Genomic DNA, 18,998 nt, shown 5'->3' on the forward strand with positions numbered 1-18,998 from the left:
CCTCAGGCCGCCGCCCCCCGCGCCACCCCCGGCCCGCTCCCCCGCACCCGCCAGAACAGGAACAGCGCGATGCCCATGTTGAGCAGGTTCCAGCCGATCCCGTTGAGGAAGGCCGCGCGGTAGCTGCCCGTCAGGTCGAACACCCAGCCCGACATCCAGCCCCCCAGCGCCATGCCCACCAGCGTGGCCATGATCACCGCGCCCACGCGGGCGCCGGCCTCCTGCGGCGCGAAGTACTCGCGCACGATGATGGCGTAGCTGGGCACGATGCCGCCCTGGAACAGGCCGAACAGGGCCGAGATCACGTACAGCGGCACCAGGCCGTCGAAGGGCAGAAACAGCAGCAGCGCCACGCACTGCAGCGCCGAGCCCAGCAGCAGGGTGCGGATGCCGCCGATGCGGTCGCAGATCCAGCCCGAGACCAGGCGGCTGACGATGCCGCTGGCCAGCATGAGCGAGAGCATCTCGGCGCCGCGCGCCGCGCCGAAGCCCAGGTCCACGCAGTAGGCGACGATGTGCACCTGCGGCATGGACATGGCCACGCAGCAGCCCACGCCGGCCAGGCACAGCAGGGTCTGCGCCTGCGCGGGCTTCATGCCGAAGGGGCGGCTGGTGTCGGGCACGGCGCCGCCGGGCGTGGCGGGCGCGGCCATCACCACCACGGGCGGGCGCTGGCGCATGCGGTTGGCCAGCAGGAACATGCCCGTGCCGCAGACGATGGCCAGCAGGAAGTAGGTGTTGCGCCAGCCGATGGTCTCGATGCCCCACTGCACCAGCGGCGGCCACACCGTGCCCGCCACGTAGTTGCCGCTGGCCGCGATGGCCACCGCGATGCCGCGCCGCTTGCGCCACCACAGCGCGGTGTCGGCCAGCAGCGGCGCGAAGGTGGCCGAGCTGCCGAGCAGCCCCAGCAGCAGCCCATGCGCCAGGCCGAAGGTCCAGATGCTGCCGGACAGCGCGGCGGCCGCGAAGCCGCCGGCCACCGCCACCGCGCCCAGGCGCAGCACCGGCGTGATGCCGTGGCGGTCGGCCATGCGCCCGGTCCACAGGCCGCCCAGGCCCAGGCAGACCATCATCAAGGTGTAGGGCAGGGAGGCGTCGCCGCGGCCGATGCCGAACTCCGTTTGCACGGCGGGCAGCACCACGGCCACCACGTACATGCCGCTGTTGCCCAGGGTGACCAGGCCCAGCACGGTGAGCAGCCGCCAAGCGGCGGCGCGGGAGTCGATGAGGCTGGGATCGGCGGGCGTGTTGTCTCTGTGGGGTGTTTTCATGGCCGGGCGATGCTACGCCGGGCCGCCGCCGCGCGCTGTCGCCGGTGATATATCAGTGCGCCTGCAGTTGGGCGCGCAGCAGGTCGATGGCGTGGCGGTGCACCTGGCTGACGCGCGATTCGCTCACGCCCAGCTCGCGGCCGATGTCCTTGAACATCATGTCCTCGCCGTAGTGCCTGAGCATGACCTGCTGCTCGCGCTCGGGCAGGCCCTGGATGGCGTCGACCAGGGCCAGGCGCATGCGCTGCTGTTCCAGAACGCTCAGCGGGTCGTGGGTGCTGTCGCCGAACTCGCTGCCGTGCAGGCCGTCGTCGTCCTCTTCGCTCACCAGGCCGGCGTCGTCCAGCGGCATCAGCTGGGAGCGGTGCAGCTTGGCCTGCAGCGCGTGGTATTCGTCGAGCGTGAGGCACAGCTCCGCGGCCATTTCGCTGTCGTGTGGGCGGCGGCACAGGCGCTGCTGCAGGCGCTGCGCGGCCTCGTCGATGTCGCGCCGGCTTTGCCGGCAGCCGCGCGAGGCCCATTCGGTCGCGCGCAGCTCGTCGATCATGGCGCCGCGGATGCGCGGCATGGCGAATTTCTCCAGCCCGCCGGCCTCGGCCTCGGCCGGGTCGCAGCGGCCGATGGCCTCGTTCAGGCCGATCATGCCGGCCTGGATCAGGTCGTCCACGTCGACCGAGGGCGGCAGCTGGGCGCGCAGGTGGCGGGCCACGCGCCGCACCAGGGGCTGGTAGAGGCGGATCTGGGCGTTGCGCGGATCGGCGAAACAGGCGGTGGTGCTCATGCGGATGTCCCTTTTTGCGGCCTGGACGCGGGGCTCAAGGGCCGCGTGGCCATGGCAGAAATTCTGGGGACTGGCCGCCCCACCGTCTGTGGGGATTGCTGGATGCGCCCTGTCAGCACCACGCGGCGAAGGCCGTGGGCATTTCCGGTGCCGCCGCCGCGCGCTTAGGTATTTTTTAAGCTTCGCCTAGGAAAGATTTAGGACGGAAGACTGAGCCCCTTGCGAACAATGCCGGCACACCGCAACGAAGGAGTGTTTCCATGTTCCGCACCGCCGCGCTGGCCCTTGGCCTGTTCGCGTCCACGGCCGCGCTGGCCAATGGCCCGGCCCCCGTTCGCCCGCCCGAGACGGACCTCGTGGCCCTGGGCCGCTACCTCGTCAAGACCTCCGGCTGCAACGACTGCCACACCCCCGGCTACGCCCCCAGCGCGGGTGCCGTGCCCGAAGCCCAGTGGCTCACCGGCGATGCCGTGGGCCTGCAGGGCCCCTGGGGCACCACCTACCCGAGCAACCTGCGCCAGCAGTTCCAGCAGATGAGCGAGGCCCAGTGGCTGCAGCGCGCCCGCCAGCCCATGCGCCCGCCCATGCCGTGGTTCGCCCTGCGTGACATGGCCGACACCGACCTGAAGGCGATCTACGCCTACGTGCGCGCCGCCGGCCCGGCCGGCCAGGCCGCGCCGGCCTATGCCCCGCCCGGGACGGCCGTGAAGACGCCAGTGGTGGTGTTTCCGTCGCCGCCGCCAGCCGGCAAACCGTGATCCGCAAGGCGTGTCGGCGAGCCGCCACACGCGCTCGAAAAGCCCTCGTCAATTCCCCCGGGATTGCGGCTTAATCCGCAACTCCCTCAGCGCCACGCCCCCTACCCGGGGGCGTCGGCGCCGGCATTTTCTGGAGCACCCCCATGCCAGCCAAGTTTCCCGGGCGCACCCCCGCCCTGGCCGTCCTGTTCCCCGTGCTGTTGTCCTTTCTGCCGGCCTGCGGCGGCCCCGCCGACGCGCAGGGCGGGCCGCCACCGGCCATGCCGGTGAGCGTGGCGCCCGCGGTGCAGCGCAGCGTCACCGACGTCGAAACCTTCAGCGGCCGCCTGGAAGCGGCCGAGTTCGTGGAGCTGCGCCCGCGCGTGGCCGGCACCATCGACAAGGTGCACTTCACCGACGGCGCCAGCGTCGCGGCCGGTGCCCTGCTGTTCACCATCGACCCGCGCCCCTTCGAGGCCGAGGTGGCGCGCGCCGAGTCGCAGCTGGCGGCCGCGAAGTCGCGCGCCGAGCTGGCGCAGACCGAGTACGCCCGCGCCCAGAAGCTGCTCGACAGCCGCGCCGTGTCGCGCCAGGAGTTCGACCAGCTCGCCGCCGGCGCGCGCACCAGCGAGGCCGACATCAAGGCCGCCGAGGCCGCCCTGCGCGTGGCGCGCCTGAACCTGGCCTACACGGCGGTGCGCGCGCCCATCGGCGGGCGGCTGTCGCGCGCCAACGCCACGGCGGGCAACCTGGTGAACGAACAGGTGGTGCTCACCACCATCGCCGCCACGAACCGCGTGTACGCCTACTTCGACGGCAGCGAGCAGACCTTCCTGCGCGTGCGCGCCGCCGGCAACGCCAAGCCCGTGGTGCGTCTGGGCCTGGCCAACGAGACTGGCTACCCGCATCAGGGCACGCTGGACTTCGTCGACAACCGCCTGAACCCGCAGACCGGTGCCATCCGCCTGCGCGCCAGCTTCGACAACCGCGACGGCCGCTTTGTGCCCGGCCTGGCCGCGCGCCTGACCATGACCACCAGCGCGCCCTACCAGGCCACGCTGGTGCCCGAGCGCGCCATCGGCACCGACCAGAACCGCAAGACCGTGGTGGTGGTGGGCGCCGACGGGCAGCCGCAGTTCCGCGTGGTGCAGCTCGGCGCCCTGCAGGACGGCATGCGCGTGCTGCTGGGCGACGCGGTCAAGCCCGGCGAGAACGTGGTGGTGGAAGGCCTGCAGCGCATCATGCCCGGCGTGCCGGTGCAGCCGCAGGTGCTGAAGGTGGACGACAGGGGCATGCCACTGCCTCCGCTGTCCATGCCGCCGACCTCGGCCGCGCCGCAGCAGCCCGGCCAATAAGGGAGCGCCCGCATGGACATCTCCCGGTTCTTCATCGACCGGCCGCGTTTCGCGGCCGTGCTGTCGATCTTCCTGTTCCTGGTCGGCGCGCTGGCCATCTTCCAGCTGCCGCTGTCCGAGTACCCCGAGGTCGCGCCGCCTCAGATCGTGGTGCGCGCCCAGTACCCAGGCGCCAACCCGCGCGTCATCAGCGAAACCGTGGCCACGCCGCTGGAGGAGCAGATCAGCGGCATCGAAAACCTGCTCTATTACGACTCGTCGGCCACGGCCGACGGCGGCATGGCGCTCACCGTCACGTTCAAGATCGGCACCAGCCCCGAGGCGGCCGAGACGGCGGTGCAGAACCGCATCAACCGCGCGCTGCCCCGGCTGCCGGACATCGTGCGCCAGATCGGCGTGACCACCGAAAAAAGCAGTCCCAACCTGACGATGGTGGTGCACCTGCTGAGCCCGGACAACAGCCGCGACGCGCTGTACCTGCGCAACTACGGCCAGATGAACGTGCGCGACGACCTGCTGCGCCTGCCCGGCATGGGCTCGGTGTTCCTGTTCGGCGCTGGCGACTACGCCATGCGCATCTGGCTGGACCCGGGCAAGCTGGCCGCGCGCAACCTCACCACCGCCGAAGTGGTGGGCGCCATCCGCGAGCAGAACGCGCAGGTGGCCGCCGGCACGGTGGGCGCGCCGCCCGCGCCCAAGGGCACGGAGTTCCAGCTCTCGGTGAACACGCAGGGCCGGCTGACGACCGAGGAGGAGTTCGCCGACATCATCGTGCGCACCGATCCGGCCACGGGCGGGCTGATCCGCATCCGCGACGTCGGCCGCGTGGAACTGGCGGCCGGCACCTACGCGATGCGCAGCCTGCTCAACAACAAGGAGGCCGCGGCCATCGCCGTCTTCCAGGCCCCGGGCTCGAACGCGCTGGCGCTGTCCAACAGCGTGCGCGAGACCATGGAGCGGCTGTCCAAGGGCTTTCCGCCCGGTGTGCAGTACGACATCGTCTACGACCCCACGCGCTTCGTGCAGACCTCGATCGAGAAGGTCGTGGCCACGCTGCTGGAGGCCATCGCGCTGGTGGTGCTGGTGGTCATCGTCTTCCTGCAGACCTGGCGCGCCTCACTCATCCCGCTGCTGGCGGTGCCGGTGTCCATCGTGGGCACCTTCGCCTTCCTGCTGCTGCTGGGCTATTCCATCAACACGCTCACGCTGTTCGGCCTGGTGCTGGCCATCGGCATCGTGGTGGACGACGCCATCGTGGTGGTGGAGAACGTGGAGCGCAACATCGAGGAGGGCCTGTCGCCGCGCGAGGCCACCATCAAGGCCATGCGCGAGGTCTCCGGGCCCATCATCGCCATCGCCCTGGTGCTGTGCGCGGTGTTCGTGCCGCTGGCCTTCGTTCCCGGCCTCACGGGCCAGTTCTACAAGCAGTTCGCGGTGACGATCGCCATCAGCACGGTGATCTCGGCCTTCAACTCGCTCACGCTGAGCCCGGCGCTGTCGGCACTGATGCTGCACCCGCACGACCAGTCGCCCGACCGGCTGACGCGCGCCATGGACAAGGTCTTCGGCCGCTTCTTCCGCTGGTTCGACCGCGCCTTCCACCGCCGCAGCGAAGGCTATGGCCGCCGCGTCGGCTACATCGTGCGGCACAAAACCGTCTCGCTGGTGGTGTACGCGGTGCTGCTGGGGGTGACAGGCCTGCTGTTCGCGCGCATCCCGGCCGGCTTCGTGCCCGCGCCCGACAAGCAGTACCTCATCGGCATCGCGCAACTGCCGGCGGGCGCCTCCATCGACCGCACCGACGCCGTGATCCGCGAGATGACCGACATCGCACTCAAGGTGCCCGGCGTGATCGACTCGGTGGGCTTCCCGGGCCTGTCGATCGCGGGCTTCTCGGCCGCGCCGAACGAAGGGATCATCTTCTTTGGCCTGGCGCCGTTCGAGGAGCGCACCTCGCCCGAGATGAGCAAGGAAGCCATCCTGGGACAGGTGAATGGCGCGATCCAGCAGATCCAGGGCGCGCGCATGTTCGTGGTGCCGCCGCCGGCCGTGGACGGCCTGGGCAACGTGGGCGGCTTCAAGCTGCAGGTGCAGGACCGCGGTGGCCTGGGCGAGCAGGCGCTGTACGGCGCGGTCTGGGGCACGCTGGGGCAGGTGTACGCCAACCCGAAGTCGGCCGTGGGCACGCCGTTCTCCAGCTACGACATCAACGTACCGCAGCTCTACGCCAACGTCGACCGCACGCGCGCCAAGCAGATGGGCATCCACCTGGCCGACATCTACGACACCATGCAGGTGAACCTGGGCTCGCTCTACGTGAACGACTTCAGCCGCTTCGGGCGCACCTACCAGGTGGTGGTGCAGGCCGACGCGCCGTTCCGCGCCGACGCCGAGGCCATTACCAACCTGAAGACGCGCAACGCCGCGGGCGAGATGGTGCCGCTGGGCGCGCTCATGACGGTGGAGCCCAGCTTCGGTCCCACGCGCGTGACGCGCTACAACGGTTACCCGTCGGCCGACATCAACGGCGCGCCCAACCCGGGCTTCTCGTCGAGCCAGGCCGAAGGCGAGATCGAGACCCTGCTGCAGCGCACGCTGCCGCGCGGCATGACCTACGAGTGGACCGAACTCAGCTACCAGGACCGGCTCACGCGCGACTTCACCGTGCCGGGCACGCACATCACCCTGCCGGTGCTGGCGGCGGTGCTGCTGATTTCGGTGCTGCTGGTGATCCTGGTGCTGGCCGCCCAATACGAGAGCTGGACGCTGCCGCTGGTGATCGTGCTGATCGTGCCCATGGGCATCCTGTCGGCGCTGTTCGGCGTGTGGCTGTCCAGTTTCCCGCCCTTCATGCAGCCGGGCGACCTGAACGTCTTCACCCAGGTGGCGCTGGTGGTGCTGGTGGGCCTGGCGTGCAAGAACGCGATCCTGATCGTGGAGTTCGCCAAGGAACTGGAAGAGCGCGGTGAGACGCTGGTCGACGCCATCGTGCACGCCTGCCGCATGCGGCTGCGGCCCATCCTGATGACCTCCATCGCCTTCTGCGCGGGCGTGATCCCGCTCATCGTGGGCAGCGGGGCGGGCAGCGAGATGCGCCGCGCCATGGGCATCGCGGTGTTTTCGGGCATGGTGGGTGTCACGCTGTTCGGCATCTTCATGACGCCGGTGTTCTACGCGCTGCTGCGCTCGCGCCGCGCGCACCGCCTGGGGCAGGACGAGACGGAGGCCCAACATGCGTGAGTGGTGCCTTTGCGCCGCCGCACTGGCTGCGCTGCTCACCGGCTGCGCCGCCGTGGGCCCTGACCACCAGGCGCCGACCGTGGCGCTGGACGAGCGCTTCATCAACGCCGGCGCCAGCGGCAGCAACGCCCAGGCGCCGGGCGAGGACATCGCGCGCTTCTGGCGCGCCTTCAACGACCCGGCGCTGGACGCGCTGATCGAGCGCGCGCTGGCGGCCAACACCGACATCCGCCTCGCGCAGGCGCGCCTGCAGGAGGCGCGGGCGCTGCAAGGCGAGGCCGATGCGGCCGCGCGGCCCGGCGTGGCCATCGAAGGCAGCGCGCAGCGCGCGGTCACGCCGCTGACCCAGCAGCCCGGCGCCTCGCGCAGCGAGCGCACCGGCAACAGCTTCGACGCCAGCTTCGTCGCCGGCTGGGAGCTCGACCTGTTCGGCCGCGTGCGCCGCACGCGCGAGGCCGCCGCCGCGCAGGTGAGCGCGAGCGAGGCCGGCCTGCACGCGGCCCACACGGCCGTGGCGGCCGAGGTGGCGCGCTACTACCTGGAATTGCGCGGCCTGCAGGAGCGCCAGCGCGTGACCGAGGCCAGCCTGGCGAACCAGCGCGAGTCGCTGCGCATCACCGAGGCGCGGCTGGAGGCTGGTCGTGCGCGCCAGCTCGACGTGGCCGGCGCGCGCGCCCTGGTCGCCAGCACCGAGGCGCTGCTGCCCGCGCTGCAGGCCGGCGTCGAGGCCGCCGCCTACCGCCTGGCCACGCTCAGCGCCCAGCCGCCGCGCGCGGTGCTGGCCGAGCTGTCCACGCAGCGGCCCCTGCCGTCGCTGCCGGTGACGGACCTGGCCGCGCTGCCGGTGGGCACACCGCAGCAGTGGCTGCAGCGCCGGCCCGACGTGATCGCCGCCGAGCGCCGGCTCGCCGCCGCCACCGCGGGCATCGGCATCGCGCGCAGTGAGCTGTACCCGAGGATCTCGCTCTCCGGCCTGCTGGGCTTCAACGCCGCGCGCCTGGGCGACCTATTCACCAGCGATGCGGCGCGCTACGCGCTCGGCGTGGGCCTGTCGTGGACGCCGTTCGACTTCGGCGCCATCCGCTCGCGCGTGGCGGCCAGCGAGGCGCGCGCCCAGCAGGGCCTGGTGGTGTTCGAGCAGACCGTGGCGCTGGCGCTGGAGGAAACCGAGGGCGCATTCAGCGGCTACAACCGCCACGCGCAAAGCGCCGGGCGCCTGCTGGAGGCCGCGCGCCACGCCGACGAGGCCGCGCAACTGGCGCGCGCGCGCTTCGAGGCCGGCGTGACCGACTTCCAGGCCGTGCTGCAGGCCGAGCGCGAGGTGCTGTCGATCCGGGAGCAGCTGGTGCAGGCCCAGGTGGGCACGGCGGCCGCGCTGGTGGCGGTGTACCGGGCCATCGGCGGTGGCTGGTCGGCGGGGGCGGCGACCACCGCCGCGCGCTGACTCAGTTCACCAGCACCAGCTTGCCCTTGACCGAGCGCGATCCCATGATCGCGTAGGCCTTGCGCAGCTCGGCCATGGGCAGGGTCTGGTCGATGACCGGTTTCACCTGGCCCTTGGCGTACATGCCGGCCAGGGCCTGCATCATGGCCGCGTTGGCCTGGGGCTCGCGCTTGGCGAAGTCGCCCCAGAACACCCCCACGATGCTGGCGCCCTTGAGCAGCGCCAGGTTGAGGGGCAGGCTGGGAATGGGTCCGCTGGCGAAACCCACCACCAGGTAGCGCCCGCGCCAGGCGATGGAACGGAAGGCCGGCTCGGCGAAGTCGCCGCCCACGGGGTCGTAGACCACGTCCGGGCCCTTGCCCCCGGTGAGGCGCTTGATCTCGTCGCGCAGGCCGCCCAGGGGGCCGTGCTGGGCGTAGTTGATGGTGGCGTCGGCGCCGAGCGAGGCGCACAGCGCGCACTTCTCGTCGCTGGAGGCGGCCGCGATCACGCGCGCGCCGGCGGCCTTGGCGATCTGGATGGCGGCCGTGCCCACGCCGCCGGCCGCGCCGAGGACCAGCACCGTCTCGCCCGCCTTGAGTTGCGCGCGGTCCATGAGCGCGTGGTACGAGGTGGCGTAGATCATGATGAACGCGGCCGCGTCCACGGCGGGAAAGCCGTCGGGCAGGGGCATGCACAGCGCGGCGGGCGCCAGGGTGTGGGTGCCAAAGCCGCCGGTGCCGCTGAGGCAGGCCACGCGCTGGCCCGGCTTGAGGTGCTGGACGCCGTCGCCCACGGCCTCGACGACGCCCGCGTATTCGCTGCCGGGAACGAAGGGCAGCGGCGGCTTCATCTGGTACTTGTTCTGCACGATGAGCAGGTCGGGGAAGTTCAGGCTGGCCGCCTCGATGCGCAGGCGCACCTGGCCCGCGCCGGGTTCGGGCGTGGGCAGTTCCTTCCATTGCAGGGCGTCGACGCCGATGGGGTTCTCGCACAGCCAGGCGTGCATGGTGGGTCTCCTCTTGGAATGGGGGCGGGGCATGATAGGCACCGGTTTTGCATTCGCGCAGGGGGCCTTGTCCCTTGGGCGACGGGCGTGGCCGACGCCGCAAGGCCACCCGGGATAAGAAGAAAGCGCCACACCCCGGATCAATAGAATTTCGCCCATGAAAATCCTGATCTCGAACGACGACGGCTTCCAGGCCAAGGGCCTCGTCGCCCTGTACGACGCCGTCAAGGCCCTGCCGGGCGTCGAGGTCGAGGTCGTCGCGCCCGAGCACAACAACAGCGCCAAGAGCAACGCCCTGAGCCTGCACTCGCCGCTCTACGTGCAGACCGCCGCCAACGGATTCCGCTACGTCAACGGCACCCCCGCCGACTGTGTACATATCGCGCTCACCGGCCTGCTGGGCTACCGGCCCGACCTGGTGATCTCCGGCATCAACAACGGCGCCAACATGGGCGACGACACCATCTACTCGGGCACCGTCGGCGCAGCCATGGAGGGCTACCTGTTCGGCGTGCCCGCCATCGCGTTTTCGCAGACCGAGCGGGGCTGGGCCCACCTGGATGTGGCCGCCACCAAGGCCGCCGAGCTGGTGCAGCAGTTGCTGCCTTCGCTGCCCGAGATGCAGCAGCGCGGCCAGGCCTGGCTGCTCAACGTCAACATTCCGTGCCGGCCCGCCGAGCAGATCCGCGGCGTGAAGGTCACGCGCCTGGGCCGCCGTCACGCGGCCGAACCAGTGATCGCCCAGGTCAACCCGCGCGGCGAGACCATGTACTGGATCGGCAGCGCCGGTCCCGCCCGCGACGAGGCCGAAGGCACCGACTTCCACGCCACGCAACAGGGCTACGTCAGCCTCACGCCCCTGCAGGTGGACCTGACCGACCACGACACCCTGGCCTACTGGGTGCCCACGGCGGCCGCGCTCTCGAAGGAGGGCGCATGAAAGCGCCGCCGCCGCGCCAGCGCCCGGGTTTTCCGGCCCGCCTGCCGGCTGGCACGCCAGCCCCTGTACCCGCGCGCCAGCACAAGCCCGATGCAGCGCCCGCGCACGCCCCGGTCCGGCCCAGCGGCGTCGGCATGGACTCGGCCGCCGTGCGCGCCGCCATGGTGCGCAAGCTGCAGGGGCAGGGCATCTCTCACCCGGCGGTGGTGGCGGCCATGCTCGCGGTGGAGCGGCACCGCTTCGTCGATTCGGCGCTGGTGAACCAGGCCTACGAGGACACCAGCCTGCCCATCGGCCAGGGCCAGACCATCAGCAAGCCCGGCGTGGTGGCGCGCATGGTGGAGCTGCTGTGCCAGGCGCGCGCGCAGCCGCTGGGGCGCGTGCTTGAGATCGGCACCGGCTGCGGCTACCAGGCCGCCGTGCTGGCCCGCGTGGCCAAGGAGGTCTACAGCATCGAGCGCATCCGCAGCCTGCACGAGAAGGCGCGCGACAACCTGCGCGCCTTGCGCGTGCCCAATCTGCACCTGCTCTTCGGCGATGGCATGGTGGGTTTCCCGCAGGGAGCGCCCTATGCGGGCATCATCGCGGCGGCCGGCGGGAACGATCTGCCCGCCGCCTGGATCGATCAGCTCGCGGTCGGCGGCCGGCTGGTGGCACCGGCCGTCACGGCCGCCGGTCGACAGAACCTCGTGGTGGTTGACAAAACCGCCAATGGCGTGGTCCGCACCGAGCTCGAGGCCGTTCATTTCGTGCCCCTAAAATCGGGCCTCGCCTGACGGTCCCGCCCTTGCCGGCGTCGAGCGTGTATCGAAATGGGCCCCTTCGGGGCCCGCAAGACAATGGTGGAGTCTTCATGAACCAAATGGCAAGACACGACCTGGGTCATACCCGGGCGCAGGGGCGCACAGCCCAGCGCGCGCTGACCTGGTCCGTGCTCGGCTTGGCCCTGCTCGTGAGCGCTTGCGGCTCGCAGCGCGTGGCGCGTCCCGCGCCGGTCGACGACCGGGGCACATCCCGGCCCGCCGCGGAGTCGGCAACGGCCACCCCGGCCCCTGCCGCCGCGCAGCCCCGCGTGGGCTATGTGACGGTGCAGCCTGGCGACACGCTGTACCGCATCGCCCTCAACGCCGGCCAGGACTACCGCGACATCGCGACCTGGAACAACCTGCCCAACCCGAATGCCATCGAGGTCGGCCAGCTGCTGCGCGTGGTGCCGCCCACCGCAGCAGCGCCAGCCCCGGCACCGGCGCCCAGCGTGGGCACGGCGCCCGTCAACAGCGGCAGCGTGGCCTCGCGGCCACTGAGCGAAACGAGCCCGTCCGCGGCGCCCGCGCCCGCGCCCGCCCCGGCGCCCACGCCGGCCCCCGCGGCGGCGGGCGACGACATCCAGTTCGTGTGGCCGGCCTCGGGCCCGGTCATCGCGGGCTTCGACGAGAACACCAACAAGGGCGTGAGCATCGGCGGCAAGATCGGCGACCCCGTGGTCGCGGCGGCCGATGGGCGCGTGGTCTACGCGGGCGCCGGCCTGCGCGGCTACGGCAACCTCATCATCCTGCAGCACAACAACACCTACCTCACGGCCTACGCGCACAACCAGGCGCTGCTGGTGCGCGAGAACCAGTCGGTGCGCCAGGGCCAGAAGATCGCCGAGATGGGCAGCAGCGACGCCGACCGGGTGAAGCTGCACTTCGAGGTGCGCCGCCAGGGCAAGCCGGTGGACCCGCTGGCCCACCTGCCCAAGCGCTGAGCCCGGCCGCGCATGGCCTGGCCCGTCCTCGTCTTCGACATCGAGTCCATTCCGGACGTGGACGGCCTGCGCGCGCTGCGCGGGGCCGGCGCCGAGCTGAGCGATGAGCAGGTCCACGCCGCCTGGGTGGCCGAGCGCAAAGAAAAGGGGCAGAGCGACTTCATGCCCCTGTACCTGCAGCGCGTGCTGGTCATCAGCTGCGTGTTCCGCAATGCCGAGGGCCTGCGCATCCACTCCTTCGTCGACAAGGACGGCCAGAGCGAGGCCAAGGTCATCCAGAGCTTCTTCCAGGCGATCGAGAAGCACGTGCCCCAGCTCGTGAGCTGGAACGGCGGTGGCTTCGATCTGCCGGTGCTGCACTACCGCGGCCTGCGCCACGGCCTGGAAGCCAACAAGTACTGGGACATGGGCGAGGACGACCGCGAGTTCAAGTGGAACAACTACATCGGCCGTTACCACATGCGCCACCTGGACCTGATGGACCTGCTGGCCATGTACACGCCGAAGAACAACGCGCCCCTGGACAGCCTGGCCAAGCTCTGCGGCTTTCCCGGCAAGCTGGGCATGGACGGCTCTCAGGTCTACCCGCAGTTCCTCGCAGGGCAGACCGACGCCATCCGCCGCTACTGCGAGACGGACGTGATGAACACCTACCTCATGTACTGCCGCTTCCAGAAAATGCGCGGCGGCTTCACGCCCGACGAGTACGAACGCGAGATCGCCTACGTGAAGGAGACGCTGGGTGGCCTGGCGCCGGGCGAACCGCATTGGCAGGAATACCTGGCGGCCTGGGCTTGACGTAGCCCCCACGCTTCGCCGCTGCGCGGGTCGCTGCCCCCCGAGGGGGCCATGTCGCCTGGGGGCGGTCCGGCAACGACACGGCCGCTTTCGGCCGGCCTGAGACAATCGCGGGATGTCCGCAGAGTCTCCTCCCCACACATCCCCCGCCTATCCCGACGGTTCGCTTGCCGTCGAGTCCCTGGACATCGAGGCCCAGGGCATCGCCCACCGCGCCGACGGCAAGGTGGTGTTCATCGAGGGTGCGCTGCCTTTCGAGCAGGTCAGCGTCTCCGTTCACCGCAAAAAGAACAACTGGGAAGCCGCCACCACCACGGCGGTGCACCGCGAGTCCTCGCAGCGCGTGCGCCCCCGATGCCCGCATTTCGGCCTGCACGCGGGCGCCTGCGGCGGCTGCAAGATGCAGCACCTGCACCCGGCCGCGCAGGTGGCCATCAAGCAGCGTGTGCTGGAGGACAACCTCTGGCACCTGGGCAAGGTGCGCGCCGAGACCATCCTGCGCCCGATCGAAGGCCCCGCCTGGGGCTACCGCCACCGCGCACGCCTGTCGGTGCGCCACGTGCACAAGAAGGGCGTGGTGCTGATCGGCTTTCACGAGCGCAAGAGCCGCTACGTGGCCGACATGGGCGTGTGCCTGGTGCTGCCACCGCACGTGAGCGACATGCTGGCGCCGCTGCGCGAGCTGATCTTCGAGATGGACGCGCGCGAAACCTGCCCGCAGATCGAACTGGCCTGCGGCGACAGCGTCACCGCGCTGGTGCTGCGCCACCTGGAGCCGCTGAGCGAGGACGACCTGTCGCGCCTGCGCGCCTTCGGCCAGCGGCATGGCGTGCAGTGGTGGCTTCAGGCCAAGGGCCCCGACACCGTGCGCCGGCTCGACGAGGGCGGCGAGGAACTGAGCTATGCCTTGCCCGAGTTCGGCGTGGTCATGCCCTTCAGGCCCACCGATTTCACGCAGGTCAATCCGTCGATCAACCGCGTGCTGGTGTCGCGCGCGCTGCGCCTGCTGGACGCGCGCGCCGACGAGCGCGTGATCGACTGGTTCTGCGGTCTGGGCAACTTCACCCTGCCCATCGCCACCACGGCACGCGAGGTGCTGGGCGTGGAGGGCAGCGAAGCCCTGGTCGCCCGCTCGCGCGAGAACCTGGCGCGCAATGGCGAAGGCCGGGCGCGGGCCTTCGCGCCCACGCGCTTTGCCGCCCGCAACCTGTTCGAGATGACGCCCGAGCAGTTGGTGGCCGATGGCGTGGCGCAGAAGTGGCTGGTCGATCCGCCCCGGGAAGGCGCCTTTGCGTTGGTCAAGGCATTGGCCGATCTGCACCAGCAACCCGAACTGCGGGGCGCTTGGACGCCCCCGACGCGCATCGTTTACGTGAGCTGCAACCCCGCCACGCTGGCGCGCGACGCGGGTCTTCTGGTGCACCAGGCCGGCTACCGCTGCGTGGCGGCGGGTGCAGTGAACATGTTCCCGCACACCGCGCATGTCGAGAGCATGGCCGTGTTCGAGTTGGCAGACGCTGAGCGCCCTGCGTAGCGAAGTAACGGAGGAGGACGGCGCAGCCGTCCGCAGGACATTCGCCGAGCAGGGCGCCCGGCGTCCGCCAGCTCCGCAAGGTGGAGGCCAGAAGCCGTCAGGACGTCGGCTTGTCCGACGAGGCCTTCTCGGCAGGGGCCGCCTCGCCCTCGGAAGGCATGCCCACGACGTTGTTGTCCCGCATGTATTGGTCCATCTCTCGCCAGCCCGCGAACACCGCGGCCTTGCCCGCGCGCGGGTTGGTCTGGAAGCAGGACTCGATGCTGCGCACCGCGTGGCGGCAGGCGCTGCCGATGGCGCGGCCCTCCGACTCCTTGCGGGCATTCACCTGCGTGGCGGTCTCGATGCCCAGGGCATCGCAGCCGGCCAGCCAGGTGCTGGCGAGTGTGAGCAGGAGGAGGGCGGGACGTCGCATGGTGGTCTTGGTGGCTTGCCCTTGCATTTCGGCGGGCCGGGCCGGAACTTGACGGCCTTGGCCAAGAAAAAAGGGCCCGAAGGCCCTTCTTTCACGGGGTGAAACGGCTCACTCGCGGTCGCCGCCGAACACGCCCAGCAGCATCAGCAGGCTCTGAAACACGTTGTACAGGCTCAGGTACACGCCCAGCGTGGCGCTGATGTAGTTGGTTTCCTCGCCGTCCTGCACGCGCTTGAGGTCGACCAGGATGAAGGCGGAGAACACGCCCACGGCCAGCACGGAAATGGTGATCATCAGCGCGCTGGACTGGATGAACACGTTCGCCACGGCGGCCACCACGATCAGGATCGCGCCGATGAACAGGAACTTGGCCATGTTCGACAGGTCGCGCTTGATGATGGTGGACAGCGAGGCCATGCCGAAGAACACAGCGGCGGTGCCGCCGAAGGCCATCATGATCAGGCTGGCGCCGTTGGAGAAGCCCAGCACCATCGCCAGCAGGCGCGACAGCATCAGGCCCATGAAGAAGGTGAAGGCCAGCAGGATCGGCACACCGGCGGCCGAGTTCTTGGTCTTTTCGATCGCGAACATGAAGCCGAAGGCGCCGCCCAGGAAGACGATCAGGCCCAGGCCGCCCGTGAGGCTGGCGGTGATGCCGGTGCTCACGCCCACCCAAGCGCCCAGGACCGTGGGCAGCATGGACAGCGCGAGCAGCCAGTAGGTGTTGCGCAGCACGCGGTTGCGTTCCGTGGCGCTGGCCGAAACAGCGGTGCCGAAGCGGCCGTTGGTTTGCACGTGGTCGGACATGGTGGAATTCTCCTTAAGTCTGCCGTAAGACTCTGGCATTGTGCACGAGGTTCCTTGGGGCCCTCAAATTCCTGGCTGGCGCCCGTGGGCGTGCGGTGAGGGCAGTTGTGACTGTCGGGTGAGGAATCGCCGGGTTATCGTCGGGCTTTCCCCGCTTTTCGATCCTGAATACAGAAAGACGTTCATGAAGACCAAACACCAGCTCGACGCCGCCGACGTCAAGGCCATGGCCACCGCCGCCGAGGCCGAGGCCCTGAAGAACCAGTGGAACGTGACCATCGCCATCGTGGACGACGGCGGCCACCTGCTGTGGCTGCAGCGCCTGGACGGCGCGCCGGCCATCTCGGCCCACATCGCGCCCGCCAAGGCGCACACGGCCGCGCTGGGCCGCCGCGAGAGCAAGGTCTATGAGGACGTCATCAATCAGGGCCGCACCTCGTTCCTGAGTGCGCCGCAGCTGCAAGGCATGCTGGAGGGCGGTGTGCCGGTGATGAAGGACGGCCAGTGCATCGGCGCCGTCGGCGTGAGCGGCGTGAAGTCGAGCGAGGACGCGCAGATCGCCCGTGCTGGCATCGCCGCGCTCGGTCTTTGAGGATCGGGTAAAAAACGCCTGGCTAACGGCGGGTGACCGCCCTGGCTGGCTAAAAACGACGCTCGGGGATGGAGAATCCCCGGGTCGCCCCACGATACGTGACGCGGTCCCCGCCCCTCAGGGCGTGGGCTCCGTGATGAAACCGATTTTGCGCAGCCCGGCCTTCTGCGCCGCGGCCATGGCCAGGGCCACGCGCTCGTAGCGCACGGCCTTGTCGCCGCGGATGTGCAGCTCGGGCTGCGGGTCTTGCGCGGCGGCGGCGCTGAGCCTGCCCGCCAGTTCGCCATCGGCCAGGCGCTGGTCGTTCCAGAAGTACTGGCCTTCGGCGTTCACCGAGAAGCGGATGTTCTCGGGCTTGTCCTGCACCTTTTCGACGCTCGCTTGCGGCAGGTCGATGTTCACCGCGTGCTGGATGACCGGCACCGTGATGATGAAGATGATGAGCAGCACCAGCATGACGTCGATGAACGGGATCATGTTGATCTCGCTCATGACTTCGTCGCTGGTGTCTTGCGTGCCAATGGCCATGTGATCAACCCCGCTGTTGCTGCTGCTTGATGGGCAGGACCTTGCCCTCGGCGCCCACGCTCACGCGGGCACCGGTGACGAAGTAGGCGTGCAGGTCGTGCGCGAAGCGGTTGAGCTTGTGCAGCACGGCCTTGTTGCCCCGCACCAGTGCGTTGTAGCCCAGCACGGCGGGAATGGCCACCAGCAGGCCCAGGGCCGTCATGATCAGTGCCTCGCCGATCGGGCCGGCGACCTTGTCGATGGCCACCTGGCCCGAGCTGCCGATGCTCAGCAGCGCGTGGTAGATGCCCCAGACCGTGCCGAACAGGCCGACGAAGGGCGCGGTGGACGCCACCGAGGCCAGCACCGACAGGCCGCCCTGGGCGCGGATGGTGAAGTCGTCCACGCTCTTGCGCAGGGCGCGCTCGATCCAGTCGCTCACGTCCAGGTTGTCGTGCAGCTGCGGCCGGCTGGCGCCGTCCTGGTGGGTGATGTGGCGGGCGGCCTCGCGGCCCTCGATGGCGGCGGTGCGGAAAGGGTTGCCTTCGGCGTCGCCGAGTTTTTCCAATCCTTCGGCGAAGTCGCTGCTGTGCCAGAAGCCTTCGACGCCGCGCGCCTGGGCGCGCTGCGCGCGCAGGTCCAGGGCTTTCCACAGGATGATGATCCACGAGGCCAGCGACATGGTCAGCAGCACCAGGGCGACGCTGCGGGTGACCCAGTCACCCTGGGTCCAAACGTGGGCGAGGCCGGATGAGACGAACGGCGAATCCATGAAAAGCGGGCTCCTGAGAAAAGCGGTTGACTTCAGTTCGAAAAGTTCAATTCGAAAACGATCGGTACCTCGACCCACATGGCCACGGGTTCACCACCGCGCTTGCCGGGCACGAAGCGCCAGCGCAGCACGGTGTCGACGGCGGTCTTGTCCAGCCGCTCGAAGCCGCTGGATCGGGCCACCTCGACCCGGCTGGGCATGCCCTTGGTGTCGACGAAGGCACGCACCAGCACCCGTCCTTGTTCGCCCATGCGCTTGGACAGCGAGGGATAGGCGGGCTTGGGGTTGCTGAGGTAGTCCGCCTGGCTGGAGGGGAGGGTCACCACGGGCGCAGGCGCGGGCGGTGCCGGGGGAGCGGGCGGGGGCGCGGGCATCACGGGTGCCGGCGGCGCCGGCACCACAGGCTCGGGCGGTGCGGCCTGGATCGGCGCCGGGGCAGGCGAGGGCGTGGCCACCGGCAGCGGGCGCGGCGGCGGCGGGGCCGGGCGCGGCTTGGGTGGCGGCGGCTTGGGCGCGGGCGGCGCCGGGGCCGGCGGTTCGGGCGTCACCTGGGGCTGCGGCGGCTCGATGAGCTCGGCCATCACCTCCACGGGAATCACCAGCTCCACCGCGCGGCGCAGCAAGCCGCTCTGCAAGGCCCAGACCGCCAGCACGTGAAAGCCCAGCACCGAGCCGACCACGGCGAGGCGGCGGTTCAGGCGCCGCGACGGGGTCGGTACGGAGACGGTCGTTTCAAAACTCATTCGCGTCGAAAGATCCAGTACAGCGCGATCAGGGTCAGCATGAGACTGGCAACGTGAACGACGAGGCCTGTGATCATGGAGAACATCCTTTCGCGACGGCGGCGCACACGGGGTGTGACAGGAAAGTGGAGGCATTCTAAACGAGAATGTTTCGCATTCTCATGGTCGGCGCAAAAAAATTCCGTCGGCACACCGCAGATCCCCATTGTGCTCTTCGGCGCGGGCCGCCTCGATCGATTCTGGCAGGTGAGCCCCTTCTCTTTCTGAGAGTAAAAACAATTCTCATTTATGATTCAGGCTCATCGACGAACCCGCCCGATACAC

The 18,998-nt window shown here is 70.0% G+C and carries 18 protein-coding genes; 10 read left to right on the plus strand and 8 right to left on the minus strand.

The features are described from left to right. Positions 1 to 2: 2 nt before the first annotated feature. Both JNX00_RS09670 and fliA read right to left on the minus strand, forming a co-directional pair. Positions 3 to 1,274 (minus strand): MFS transporter, encoded by a 1,272-nt coding sequence (locus tag JNX00_RS09670; RefSeq protein WP_204744815.1) that lies wholly within the window; start codon positions 1,272 to 1,274, stop codon positions 3 to 5. A 52-nt stretch (positions 1,275 to 1,326) separates the two neighbouring features. Then, complete coding sequence (gene fliA / locus JNX00_RS09675) at positions 1,327 to 2,055, minus strand: RNA polymerase sigma factor FliA (RefSeq protein ID WP_070397953.1); 729 nt, start codon at positions 2,053 to 2,055, stop codon at positions 1,327 to 1,329. Between the two features lie 260 nt (positions 2,056 to 2,315). Here fliA and JNX00_RS09680 point away from each other — a divergent pair, with 260 nt between their 5' ends. The 4 genes from JNX00_RS09680 to JNX00_RS09695 all read left to right on the plus strand — a co-directional run bounded on the left by JNX00_RS09680 (position 2,316) and on the right by JNX00_RS09695 (position 8,831). Then, positions 2,316 to 2,813, plus strand: coding sequence for a c-type cytochrome (locus tag JNX00_RS09680; RefSeq protein WP_204744816.1), 498 nt, complete (start codon positions 2,316 to 2,318; stop codon positions 2,811 to 2,813). A gap of 143 nt (positions 2,814 to 2,956) precedes the next feature. Further along, positions 2,957 to 4,147: an efflux RND transporter periplasmic adaptor subunit gene (locus JNX00_RS09685; RefSeq protein ID WP_204744817.1), complete on the plus strand. Its 1,191-nt coding sequence runs from the start codon at positions 2,957 to 2,959 to the stop codon at positions 4,145 to 4,147. 12 nt (positions 4,148 to 4,159) lie between these two features. Next, a complete protein-coding gene (locus tag JNX00_RS09690) occupies positions 4,160 to 7,387 on the plus strand; it encodes a multidrug efflux RND transporter permease subunit (RefSeq protein WP_204744818.1) in 3,228 nt (1,075 codons plus the stop codon). After that, a complete protein-coding gene (locus tag JNX00_RS09695) occupies positions 7,380 to 8,831 on the plus strand; it encodes an efflux transporter outer membrane subunit (protein ID WP_204744819.1) in 1,452 nt (483 codons plus the stop codon). Before JNX00_RS09690 ends, JNX00_RS09695 begins: the two co-directional genes overlap by 8 nt. A 1-nt stretch (position 8,832) precedes the next feature. On the opposite strand, the gene JNX00_RS09700 is transcribed toward JNX00_RS09695, so the two are convergent. Continuing rightward, positions 8,833 to 9,819: an NADPH:quinone oxidoreductase family protein gene (locus JNX00_RS09700; protein ID WP_204744820.1), complete on the minus strand. Its 987-nt coding sequence runs from the start codon at positions 9,817 to 9,819 to the stop codon at positions 8,833 to 8,835. A gap of 157 nt (positions 9,820 to 9,976) precedes the next feature. Between JNX00_RS09700 and surE the strand changes: the two genes are divergently transcribed. From surE to rlmD, 5 genes are all read left to right on the plus strand, one after another. Then, positions 9,977 to 10,759, plus strand: coding sequence for a 5'/3'-nucleotidase SurE (gene surE, locus JNX00_RS09705; RefSeq protein ID WP_116957820.1), 783 nt, complete (start codon positions 9,977 to 9,979; stop codon positions 10,757 to 10,759). Continuing rightward, entirely contained in the window at positions 10,756 to 11,535 is a 780-nt protein-coding gene (locus tag JNX00_RS09710; protein WP_204744821.1) for a protein-L-isoaspartate(D-aspartate) O-methyltransferase, read from the plus strand. The genes surE and JNX00_RS09710 overlap by 4 nt, the downstream gene beginning before the upstream one ends. Positions 11,536 to 11,612: 77 nt before the next feature. Beyond that, the gene (locus JNX00_RS09715) at positions 11,613 to 12,506 is read left to right on the plus strand and encodes a peptidoglycan DD-metalloendopeptidase family protein (protein WP_204744822.1); all 894 of its coding nucleotides are present in this window, start codon (positions 11,613 to 11,615) and stop codon (positions 12,504 to 12,506) included. A 12-nt stretch (positions 12,507 to 12,518) separates the two neighbouring features. Further along, positions 12,519 to 13,304 (plus strand): 3'-5' exonuclease, encoded by a 786-nt coding sequence (locus JNX00_RS09720; protein ID WP_070397945.1) that lies wholly within the window; start codon positions 12,519 to 12,521, stop codon positions 13,302 to 13,304. 115 nt (positions 13,305 to 13,419) lie between these two features. Then, a complete protein-coding gene (gene rlmD / locus JNX00_RS09725; RefSeq protein WP_204744823.1) occupies positions 13,420 to 14,838 on the plus strand; it encodes a 23S rRNA (uracil(1939)-C(5))-methyltransferase RlmD in 1,419 nt (472 codons plus the stop codon). Between the two features lie 97 nt (positions 14,839 to 14,935). Here rlmD and JNX00_RS09730 read toward each other — a convergent pair whose 3' ends face one another. Continuing rightward, the gene (locus JNX00_RS09730) at positions 14,936 to 15,253 is read right to left on the minus strand and encodes a hypothetical protein (RefSeq protein ID WP_070398239.1); all 318 of its coding nucleotides are present in this window, start codon (positions 15,251 to 15,253) and stop codon (positions 14,936 to 14,938) included. 108 nt (positions 15,254 to 15,361) lie between these two features. Beyond that, positions 15,362 to 16,060, minus strand: a complete 699-nt coding sequence (locus tag JNX00_RS09735; RefSeq protein ID WP_204744824.1) for a Bax inhibitor-1/YccA family protein — start codon at positions 16,058 to 16,060, stop codon at positions 15,362 to 15,364. Between the two features lie 184 nt (positions 16,061 to 16,244). Between JNX00_RS09735 and JNX00_RS09740 the strand changes: the two genes are divergently transcribed. Beyond that, entirely contained in the window at positions 16,245 to 16,652 is a 408-nt protein-coding gene (locus JNX00_RS09740) for a heme-binding protein (RefSeq protein ID WP_204744825.1), read from the plus strand. A 117-nt stretch (positions 16,653 to 16,769) separates the two neighbouring features. On the opposite strand, the gene JNX00_RS09745 is transcribed toward JNX00_RS09740, so the two are convergent. The 3 genes from JNX00_RS09745 to JNX00_RS09755 are packed head-to-tail and all read right to left on the minus strand — an operon-like array spanning position 16,770 to position 18,674. Then, positions 16,770 to 17,180 carry a biopolymer transporter ExbD gene (locus JNX00_RS09745; RefSeq protein ID WP_070397941.1) on the minus strand — a complete coding sequence of 137 codons (411 nt, stop codon included), beginning with the start codon at positions 17,178 to 17,180 and terminating at the stop codon, positions 16,770 to 16,772. Between the two features lie 4 nt (positions 17,181 to 17,184). Then, positions 17,185 to 17,931 (minus strand): MotA/TolQ/ExbB proton channel family protein, encoded by a 747-nt coding sequence (locus JNX00_RS09750; RefSeq protein ID WP_070397940.1) that lies wholly within the window; start codon positions 17,929 to 17,931, stop codon positions 17,185 to 17,187. Positions 17,932 to 17,963: 32 nt separating this feature from the next. Further along, positions 17,964 to 18,674, minus strand: a complete 711-nt coding sequence (locus JNX00_RS09755; protein ID WP_070397939.1) for an energy transducer TonB — start codon at positions 18,672 to 18,674, stop codon at positions 17,964 to 17,966. Positions 18,675 to 18,998: the final 324 nt, after the last annotated feature.

The sequence above is a fragment of the Hydrogenophaga sp. YM1 genome (assembly GCF_016903055.1).
Lineage (GTDB): Bacteria > Pseudomonadota > Gammaproteobacteria > Burkholderiales > Burkholderiaceae_C > Hydrogenophaga > Hydrogenophaga borbori.